Origin of the sequence: Anaeromyxobacter sp. SG17, from assembly GCF_022690695.1 — a bacterium.
GTDB classification, from domain to species: Bacteria; Myxococcota; Myxococcia; order Myxococcales; family Anaeromyxobacteraceae; genus Anaeromyxobacter; species Anaeromyxobacter soli.
The window spans coordinates 1-5,747 of the sequence record NZ_JALCYX010000133.1 but is presented as its reverse complement, the minus strand read 5'-3'; the positions used below and the strand labels follow the sequence as shown (position 1 = coordinate 5,747).

Sequence of the window (5,747 nt, the reverse complement as noted above, 5' to 3'; positions counted from 1 at the left end):
CGGCGGCGCGGCGCGGCGCGGCGGCGGTGCGGCGGGGCGGGGCGGAGCGGCGGGGCATCGGTCGAGCTCCTCGGCGAGGCGCGTACTTCTACCGCGCTTCGGGCGGGCCGTCAGGTGCCCGTGGCGCGCGGCTCGTGGACCTCGACGGCGTCCACCACGTCCGCGAGCGGCGCGCGCGGCTCGCGCCCCTCGCGCGCCTCGCGCAGGAGGGCGATCCCCCCGAGCGCGAACATCGGGAGGAGATGGGCGGCGTGGTAGAGGAGCGCGAAGGCGAGCGCCGGGGCGGCGCCGACACCGAGCCCGGCGACGACGAGCGCGGCGGCCGCCTCGAACGGGCCCGCGTTGCCGGGGGAGAGCGAGATCACGTTCGCCGCCGTGGTCGCCACGACGAGGAGCCCCGCGACCTGGAGCGTGGTCGGGAGCCCGACGGCGGCGAGCGAGAACCAGGCGACGAGGAGCTCCGCCCCCCAGCCGGCGATCCCCCACAGGAACGACTTGGCGAGCGCGCTCGGCTCGTGCGCGGCGCCGAGGCCGGCGCGGAGCCGCGCCCAGACGCCGGCGAGGCCGCGGCCCGAGGCGTCGTGGCCGGCGCGCGGCCGCGCGAGCCACACCGCCGCGAGCCCGGCGCCGCCGACGAACGCGAACGCGAGCAGGGCGTCGCGAGCCCAGGCCGGCAGCGGCGTGGCGAGGGCGAGCCCCGCGATGAGCGGGACGAGCGTCGCCGTCCCCACGACGTAGTCGAGGAGCGCCGCGGCGAGGACGGAGGTGGTGGAGAGACCGGTCCGGCGGGCGAGGAGGTGGGCGCGGACGAAGTCTCCCGCGCGCGCCGGCACGGCCACCCCGACCGCGTAGCCCGCGACGAGCGGCGCGAACGCGTCGCGCGCCCGGACGCGCACGCCGGGCGGCCGGACGACCGCTGCCCAGCGGCCCGCGTGCAGCCACTGCGAGACGACGTTCGCGGCCATGGCGAGGAGGAGCGCCTCGGGCCTCGCCGAGGCGAGCGTCTCGACGAGCTCGGAGAGGTCGACGTTCGCGAGGGCGACCCCGGCGAACGCCGCGACCAGCAGGAGCCCGACGAGCCGCAGGATCGGCCTCCGGCCGAGGTTGCCCTCGGGCGGGACGGCCAGGCGACGGAGGCGCTGCCAGAGGGCGGACACGGCGCGACAGACTAACCGCGGACCCGTCCGAGCGAAAGCCTGCGCGCGCGGCCGCGGGATCAACCGCGAACGCCGATGGACCGGTACACCCCGAGCACCTCGCGTGCCACCGACGGCCAGGCGAAGCGCTGGGCCGTGAGCCGGCCCCGGTCGCCGTACGCGGCGCCGCGCGCCGGCTCGCGCGCCAGGCGGAGGAGCGCCCGCGCCCACGCCGCCTCGTCCGCGGCGGGCAGGATCTCCCCCTCGCGACCGTGCTGGACGATCTCCCCGTACCCGTCGACGTCCGAGGCGAGCACGGGCTTGCCAGCCGCCATCGCCTCGAGGAGCGTCACGCCCGCGCTGGGCGCCTGCGAGGGCGCGCAGAAGACGTCGGCCGTCGCGTACCAGTCCGGCCGCTCGCCGTGGACGCGCCCGGCGAACACCACGTCCTCCTCGAGCTCGCGCGGGACGCGCGCGCGGGCGCGGGAGAGCCCAGGCCCGTCGCCCACCACGATGAGCCGCGCGTCGATCTGCTTCCACGCGCGGTGGAACGCGCCGATCATCCGATCGAGCCCGTTCCGCGCCTCGACGCGGCCGAGCCAGAGCACGTTGAGCTTGCCGTCGTCGTAGCGCCGCAGCCGCCGCCCGCGCGAGAACCGGTCGAAGTCCACGCCGTGCGGGATCATCCGCACGTCGGTGCCGAGGCGGTCGCCGTAGGGCGCGAGCGCGGCGCGAGAGACCGCGATGGACGCGTCGAGCCGGTCGGCGTAGCGCTGCAGCGCGCCGCGCGCGAGCCGGAACAGGAGGCCGGGGCGCGCGCCCGGGTGGAACGTGCCGACGACCGGCCCCGTCGCGTGGTGGATGGCGAGGAGCGGCAGGACCGGCGACAGCGGCGCGTGCACGTGGACGACGTCGAACCGCTCGCGCGCGAGGATGTCGCGCAGGGCGGCGCCGACCCCCGTCCCACCGGTCACCCGCCCGACCGCGCCGCGGTGGACGAGCGGCCGGCTCGCGCCGACCCGCAGCACGTCCGCGGACTCCGCGTCGAGCGACGGCGGCGCGCCCTTGGCGGCGTCGGGCATGACGCTCGTGACGATCTTGACGCTGTGCCCGAGGCGCCGCGCCTCGCGGGCGAAGTTCTCGACGTGCTCGGGGATGCCGCCGAGGCTCGGGTAGTACTCCTCGGTCACGACGCCGATGCGCACGCTGCCGGCTCCGCGGGGCGGGCCGCCTCAGCGCGTCAGCGCCTGGCGGCGGGGCTGGAAGGGAATGACCCGCGCCTCGCGGGGCGGCATCGGGCTCACGCGCCGGCCGAGCGGCGCGCGCCGGAAGGCGAGCGGCGCGAGCGCCAGGGCGGCCGAGAGCCACGCCGCCGCCGTCAACCACAGCATGGCGAGGGCCGCCGCCGCGGCTCGGACGAACAGCACCATCCGGCGCTCTGCCCGATGCGGCGCCGCGGGGAGAGTGGCCAGGCGCAGATGACCTCGTGAGACCGACGGACCGGAGTGCGGCACGGATGGACTTCCTCCCGACGCCAAACGTAGACACCCGCTCTCGAGCCGGCCAACCGGCCCCGGCGGTGGGCCCGCCCGGTCCTCTGGCGTTCACCCTCGGAACTTTGCTAGGACGCGCGGATGTCCGAGCGGACCCTCCGCACCCGGGTGCCCGTCACCGCCGCCATCGCCGCGGCCGCGCACCTCACCGTCGACGCGCTCGCGAGCCGGCTCCCTTGGACGACGCCCCCTTACCTGCTCCTCGACCACGTGGCGGGGCCGTTCCGGGACCTCGTCGCGCTCGACCGCGGCACCATCGCCATTGCGGTGTCCATCGCCGCGTCCGGCGTCAACGGCCTCATGACCGCCACGCTCGCGGCCGCGCTCGACGGCACCGACCGGCGGGTGCGCAACCTCGGGCTGCTCCTCTCGGGGCTGTGGGTGCTTTCGGGCGGGCTGCTCGCGCTCATCTACCTGTCGGCGCCCCTCGCCCTCCTCGTCGGCAGCCTCGCCGCGGGGGTCCCGCGATCCTTCCTGGTCGCCTGGATCGCCGAGCGCATGCGGACCTGAGCCGGCCGCCGTCTCTTTCGAGACGCGCCGGCCCCGAAGGCGAGGCGGGGCCTCGCCCGCGCCGTCACCGCCGCGAGGGCAAGAGCGGCCTCAGGGTGCGCGCGGGTCGGGTCGCGGCGCGCGCCTTCTCGTCGGCGCGCGCCGCCTCGGCGCTCCGCCCGGTCCGCTCGTAGAACCGCGCGAGGCGGGTCCATCCAGCCGCCCGGCCGGGCGCGCTGCGCGCCGCGGCGACGAGCTCCGCCTCGGCCTCGGCGAGGCGCCCGGCGGCCTCGTAGGCGTCCGCGAGCTGCGCCCGGACCGCGCCGTCCCCGGGTCGGGCGGCGCGGGCCCGCTCGAGCTCGGCGATGGCGTCGCCGGCGCGCCCGAGCCGCGAGAGCGCGAGCGCGCGGCGCAGGCGGAGGTCGGCGTCCTCCCCGAGCATGAGCGCGCGTCCGTAGGCGGCCTGGGCCCCCTCGTCGTCGCCGGTCAGCTCCGCGAGGCGGGCGCTCGCGAGATCCCAGCGGGCGTCGACGGTGCGGCGCCGGACGCCGGCGAGCACCTCCCGCGCCCGGTCGAGCTCGCGGCCGTCCGCGACGAGCAGCTCGGCGAGCTCGATCCGGACGTCGTCGCGGGCGGGCGCCGCCGCGAGCGCCTCCTCGAGCCGGAGCCGCGCCTTCGCGGGCTCGCCTGCCGCGCGCAGGGCGAGGGCCTCGGCGAGGAGCGCCTCCGAGCCGGGGACCGGCGCCGCGGGAGGCACCGCCCGCGGGGCGAGCGGCGCGGTCGGGAGGGGCGGCGCGGAGGCGCACGCGGCGAGCACGGCGCCGAGCGCGAGGAAGGGGGCGAGGGGCAGGCGCTTCACGCTGCCATATAACCACGGGGCGGCGCCGGTAATCCGGCCTGTGGCGCAGCGGCGCGGGAAGGGGTAAGTGGAGCGGCGTCCGATGACCGACCGCACGCAACGGGAGCTCGGCTGGCCCGAGATCCTCTCCGCCATCGCCGCGCGCTGCAGGCTGCCCGCCGGCCGGGCCCGCGCCCTCGACCTCCCCTTCCAGCCGACCGCCGACGCCGCGCGCGAGGCGCTCCTGCGGGTGGGAGAGGCGCGGCGCCTGTCGGAGCTCGGGCTCGCGCTGCCGCTCGGCGGAGTCGGCGACGTCGCCGGGCATCTCGAGCGGGCGAGCAAGGGGGGCGTCCTCGAGCCGCTGGCGCTGCGGGAGTGCGCCGCGCTCGCCCGCGCCGCCGCGCGGACGCGCGGGCTCCTCGAGGCGCGCGCGGCGGAGACCCCGCGCCTGTGGGCGATCGCGGAGCCGCTCTCGCCGTCGGCCGCGCTCGCGGACCGCGTCGAGCGCGCCATCGAGCCGTCGGGCGCGATCTCCGACCGGGCCAGCCCCGAGCTCGCCCAGGCCCGGGAGCGGGCGCGTGGCCTGCACCGCGCGCTCAAGGTCCACGTGGAGGCGCTCCTCGCCGACGCCGAGATGCAGCGCCACCTGCGCGACACCTACTTCACCATCCGCAACGAGCGCTACGTCCTGCCGGTGCTCGCGAGCGCGCGCTCCGCCGTCCCCGGCATCGTCCACAACGCCTCCCAGTCGGGCCAGACGCTCTTCGTCGAGCCGGACTCCATGGTCGAGCTCGGCAACGAGCTGTCGATCGCGAACGCCGTCGCGGCGGAGGAGGAGCAGCGCATCCTCCGCGAGCTCACCCAGGCGCTCATGGCCGGCTCGGGCGCGCTCGCGCGCGACCTCGAGCTCCTCGCCGCGCTGGACGTGCTCGAGGGCTCGGCGCTGCTCGCCTCCGACCTCGACGCGCACGCCCCCGAGGTGCTCGCGCCCGGCGCGGGGTTCGAGCTCCTCTCGCTGCGCCACCCGCTCCTCGTCCTGCAGGGCAAGAAGGTGGTGGCGAGCCACGTGCGGCTCGACCCGCCCGCCCGCGCCCTCATCGTGTCGGGCCCGAACGGCGGCGGGAAGACCGTCGCCATCACCGCGGTCGGCCTGTCCGCGCTCATGCTCCGCGCGGGCCTGCCGGTCGCCTCCGCCTCCGGCTCGCGGCTCCCCTTCTTCCTCGAGGTGAAGGCGGCCGTCGACGAGCGCGGGGATCTCACGAAGGACCTGTCCACCTTCACCGCGCACCTCGCCGCGGTGAAGGAGATGCTCGCCGGGGCGGTCCCGGGGTCGCTCGTCCTGGTGGACGAGATCGCCGCCGACACCGATCCGCGCGAGGGCGCGGCGCTCGCCGCGGCGATCCTGGAGTCGCTCGTCGAGCGCGGCGCGGCCGTGCTCGTCACGACGCACCTCGACGAGCTCAAGGCGCTCGCGCTCACCGACACGCACTACGCCAACGCGCGCGTCGGGTTCGACGCGGAGCGGCTCGCCCCCACCTACCAGCTCCACCTCGGCAGCCCGGGGAGCTCGTCCGCGATCGAGGTCGCCGCGCGGGTGGGGCTGCCCGGACCCGTCGTGGAGCGGGCCCGCGCGGCGCTGACCGGCCAGGGCGGCGCGCTCGGCCAGGCGCTCCGCGCGCTCGACGACGAGCGGGCGCGGCTCGCCGAGGAGCGGCGCGCGTCCGAGCAGGC

The 5,747-nt window shown here is 77.9% G+C and carries 6 protein-coding genes; 2 read left to right on the top strand and 4 right to left on the bottom strand.

What is annotated here, in order from left to right; translation table 11 throughout:
• Nucleotides 1-110: 110 nt before the first annotated feature.
• The 3 genes from MNY60_RS23155 to MNY60_RS23145 are packed head-to-tail and all read right to left on the bottom strand — an operon-like array spanning nt 111 to nt 2,566.
• A complete protein-coding gene (locus MNY60_RS23155) occupies nt 111-1,157 on the bottom strand; it encodes a lysylphosphatidylglycerol synthase transmembrane domain-containing protein (RefSeq protein WP_242341534.1) in 1,047 nt (348 codons plus the stop codon).
• A gap of 59 nt (nt 1,158-1,216) precedes the next feature.
• Nucleotides 1,217-2,341 (bottom strand): glycosyltransferase family 4 protein, encoded by a 1,125-nt coding sequence (locus tag MNY60_RS24425; protein WP_242341533.1) that lies wholly within the window; start codon nt 2,339-2,341, stop codon nt 1,217-1,219.
• Nucleotides 2,342-2,368: 27 nt separating this feature from the next.
• Nucleotides 2,369-2,566: a hypothetical protein gene (locus tag MNY60_RS23145; RefSeq protein WP_242341532.1), complete on the bottom strand. Its 198-nt coding sequence runs from the start codon at nt 2,564-2,566 to the stop codon at nt 2,369-2,371.
• 204 nt (nt 2,567-2,770) lie between these two features.
• Between MNY60_RS23145 and MNY60_RS23140 the strand changes: the two genes are divergently transcribed.
• Nucleotides 2,771-3,199 carry a hypothetical protein gene (locus tag MNY60_RS23140; RefSeq protein WP_242341531.1) on the top strand — a complete coding sequence of 143 codons (429 nt, stop codon included), beginning with the start codon at nt 2,771-2,773 and terminating at the stop codon, nt 3,197-3,199.
• Between the two features lie 64 nt (nt 3,200-3,263).
• On the opposite strand, the gene MNY60_RS23135 is transcribed toward MNY60_RS23140, so the two are convergent.
• Complete coding sequence (locus MNY60_RS23135; protein ID WP_242356997.1) at nt 3,264-4,037, bottom strand: tetratricopeptide repeat protein; 774 nt, start codon at nt 4,035-4,037, stop codon at nt 3,264-3,266.
• Nucleotides 4,038-4,119: 82 nt separating this feature from the next.
• Between MNY60_RS23135 and MNY60_RS23130 the strand changes: the two genes are divergently transcribed.
• On the top strand, nt 4,120-5,747 hold a 1,628-nt coding region (locus tag MNY60_RS23130), incomplete at its 3' end, for an endonuclease MutS2 (protein WP_242362016.1).